Annotated in this window: 4 protein-coding genes and 1 pseudogene; 1 reads left to right on the forward strand and 4 read right to left on the reverse strand. The window is 72.6% G+C overall.

What is annotated here, in order from left to right; all coding sequences use genetic code 11:
* Positions 1-229, forward strand: a pseudogene (locus QR77_RS25940) (ATP-binding protein); the annotation flags it as partial.
* 104 nt (positions 230-333) lie between these two features.
* Here QR77_RS25940 and QR77_RS25945 read toward each other — a convergent pair.
* From QR77_RS25945 to QR77_RS25960, 4 genes are all read right to left on the reverse strand, one after another.
* Positions 334-594: a DUF6087 family protein gene (locus tag QR77_RS25945; protein WP_052489064.1), complete on the reverse strand. Its 261-nt coding sequence runs from the start codon at positions 592-594 to the stop codon at positions 334-336.
* Positions 595-721: 127 nt separating this feature from the next.
* On the reverse strand, positions 722-931 hold the full coding sequence (locus QR77_RS25950; RefSeq protein ID WP_040024487.1) for a PspC domain-containing protein: 210 nt from the start codon (positions 929-931) through the stop codon (positions 722-724).
* A gap of 91 nt (positions 932-1,022) precedes the next feature.
* A complete protein-coding gene (locus QR77_RS25955) occupies positions 1,023-1,598 on the reverse strand; it encodes a VanZ family protein (protein WP_040024489.1) in 576 nt (191 codons plus the stop codon).
* Between the two features lie 94 nt (positions 1,599-1,692).
* Positions 1,693-2,307 (reverse strand): hypothetical protein (locus QR77_RS25960; RefSeq protein ID WP_347359794.1); only part of this gene is annotated, 615 nt, incomplete at its 5' end.

Here is a 2,307-nt window from a genome sequence, read left to right on the forward strand (position 1 = left end):
CAGCGCCGCCGCCGCGTCCCAGCCCGTCCCCGGCGCAGCCGCCGGCGGACCGCTGGGCAGCGTCACGCAGGCGCTGCCCGTCAACGACGTGATCTCCAAGCTCCCCGTGATCTCGGCGCTCACGGGCGCCAAGCAGAGCGGCCGGCCGAGCGGGTCGCTGCTCGGCGGTCTGCCCGTGAACGGGCTCGGCAAGGGCGGACTCCCGATCAACGGGATCCCGCTCGGCTGACCCGGCCGGTACGCCGGGCCCTGCGCCCGGCCTCTCCGTACGACAGCGGGGCGCGGCACCGGTCAGGTGCCGTGCCCCGCTGTCGTACGTACGGCGGCGGTACGTCAGCCGGCGCCCGGCGGCTGATCCGCCAGCGGATCCGTGCCCGCCGTCTCCGGATACAGGACCCGCTGCGCCTCGGCGAGATTCGCCGCCAGCGCGTACGGCTCCCACACGTACCCGTTCCACCGCTCGATCCCGCGCGGCGCCTCCGGGTGCAGGTGCGAGCCCCTCGGGCGGTCCCCCGAGATGATCGGGACCGGGCGCAGCCGCCCGATCCTCGCGTCACGGCGCTCCGCCCAGTCGGCCAGCGGTTCGTCGTCCATCGTGCGCTTCCCTGTCCTTCGACGTCCTGCGACCCGGCGCCGGCTCCCGTCAGGAGCGTAGCGGCCGACGGGAGTGGCCGGGGGAGGAACTGCCTGGCTGGCAGGGATACGCCATACTGCCCTCCGGTTACCAGGCGGCGCTGCCGCTCCTCGCGGACTTCTCGCTCGGCAGCAGCACCCACAGCGCCAGGTAGATCAGGAACTGCGGGCCCGGCAGCAGGCACGAGACCAGGAAGATCACGCGCATCGTGTTGGCCGAGGTGCCGAAGCGCTGTGCCAGCGCCGCGCACACTCCGCCGATCATGCGTCCATGGGTGGGGCGGACCAGTGCGGCCATGATGGGCTCCTTAGCGAGACCGTGCGGGGAGCCTCTCCACGTGCTCCCGATACCTCCAGGGTGCGCCTGAAGGCACGATCGCGACATCGCTCTACGGAGCGACGCCGACCCTGGGAATCGTCGGGGTCGAGCCCTGAGAGGTCTCCACCCAGGGGACGGAATCATGTCCTTCCGAAGTACCGGAAGGCCGCTGGGCGTGCGCCTCACGCCGCTTGCGGCGCATTCTGGCGCGCCCGGCCGGCACCACCAGCAGATGCGCGATCGCGACCCCGGCCGTGTTCAGCCACAGCGAGTCCACGTCGACGACCTGGCCGGGCACACCGGTCTGGAGCAGTTCGATCCCCAGCGAGATCAGCGCGCCGGCCGCGACCGTACGGACCATGGACAGGCAGGGGGAGACGGTGAGTCTGCCGCCCGCCATCGGCAGCAGCACGCCGAGCGGGGCCAGCAGGAGCAGCCCTTCGCCGATCCGGCGTACGGCCTCGACCGTGCCCATCGCCAGGTCGGCCCTGATGCCCGCGAACGGAGTCAGGTTGGCCGCCGTCACCCACATGACATCGAGCGGTCGAAGGGACAGCCACCCGACGAGCAGCAGATGCAGGAGGAGGAGGACGATTCCCGCGAAGCGGAATCGGATGACGGCGCAGCCGCCCGGACCTTGACGCACGCAAGCCAAGACGCGGCGGTGTGCGGGATCGGTTCCCCGTACACGCTATGAAGCCGGTCATGAGACCGGAGTCACTCCCCGGTGCGTACGGACGTCACGTCTCCGAGGGGGTCGGGCTGAGCGTCGGCACCGCCGAATCGGGGCGGTGCTTGATCTCCTGGTCGCAGATGTAGGGGCGCGCCGGGTAGTCGCCGGGGCCGCCGAGGAGCACGGTGCCGCTCGTCGCGCCGCTCTCCTTGAACGTACAGACGATCTGCGCGAGCGCCTCCGTCGGCAGGTCCTCCGGCTGACGGCTGAGCCGCGTCGTGTCCGCCGGGTCGCCCCTGTGGGGCGCGTCGACGGCGAGCGGCCCCCGTACGTACGAGGAGAAGCCCGCCTGGGTCTCGGCGGTGGACGGCTGCGCCTGGAGCTGGTCGACCAACTCCTGCGTGAACACGCGCAGTTCGGCGGGCGTCCGGTGCTCGGCGCTGTGCACGGTGCGCTCCACGGGCCGGAGTTCGGAGGCGCACATCAGATAGACCCTGACCGGCTCACCGGGGGCGGCCCGGACGCCGGTGTCCTTCTTGCCGACGTCGCACGGGACCCGCGAGGGCGCCGCGCCCTCGTCGACCGGCACCGAGGTGGTCCTGATCCCGCACCCGGCGGCGCAGACGGCCAGGAGGAGCGCGGCGGCCGCCCTGCGGACGGTCCTGGCGCGGCTCGCGCCGCC

It is taken from the genome of Streptomyces sp. 150FB, from assembly GCF_000818195.1.
Classification (GTDB): domain Bacteria; phylum Actinomycetota; class Actinomycetes; order Streptomycetales; family Streptomycetaceae; genus Streptomyces.